At 66.0% G+C, this 536-nt stretch carries 1 protein-coding gene; it reads right to left on the reverse strand.

The annotated features are described in order from the left end of the window. Positions 1–62: 62 nt before the first annotated feature. On the reverse strand, positions 63–536 hold a 474-nt coding region (locus tag ACLJK8_RS23120), incomplete at its 5' end, for a transposase (protein WP_413152719.1).

The following is a 536-nucleotide window of genomic DNA, read 5'->3' on the forward strand; positions in this document are numbered from 1 at the left end:
CGTCGTCACGCTTTGTCCGGATCCCCGGGGTCCGGCGTCGATTTTCCGCCCTTCAGGCGGACTCATCTCCTGGCCGCGCGGCGCTCATGGAAGATCAGGCGGTCGAAGTTGTAGGCCAGATTGGCGAGCGTCAGTTTCGCTTCGGCGCGGGCCAATCCGATCGTGCGGATGAAGAGCCCGAAGCGGGTCTTCTGATGCGCGAAGACATGCTCGATCCGGGCGCGGATGGAGGACTTCCGCGCGTTCGCCCTGGCCGTCGCCGCCGGCATCGGCCTTCCGGCTGGCTTGCGATGATGGACGCGACTGGTGAGCATCTTCGCAGCCAACCACTTCTCGTTCTTCCGGGACCGGTAGGCGCTGTCCGCCCAGACCTCGGACGACGTGTTCTGCGTCGTCACCAGATGCCGGAGCATGCGCCCGTCCGCCGCCGAGGCCGAGGTCACGGCGCTCTCCCGGATGAAGCCATATCGCCGGTCGATGGCGATGTGGGATTTGTATCCGAAGACCGGCATCGCGATCATCGGCAGGGGCGTGCC

Origin of the sequence: Amaricoccus sp. W119 (assembly GCF_047275745.1) — a bacterium.
Taxonomy (GTDB): domain Bacteria; phylum Pseudomonadota; class Alphaproteobacteria; order Rhodobacterales; family Rhodobacteraceae; genus Amaricoccus.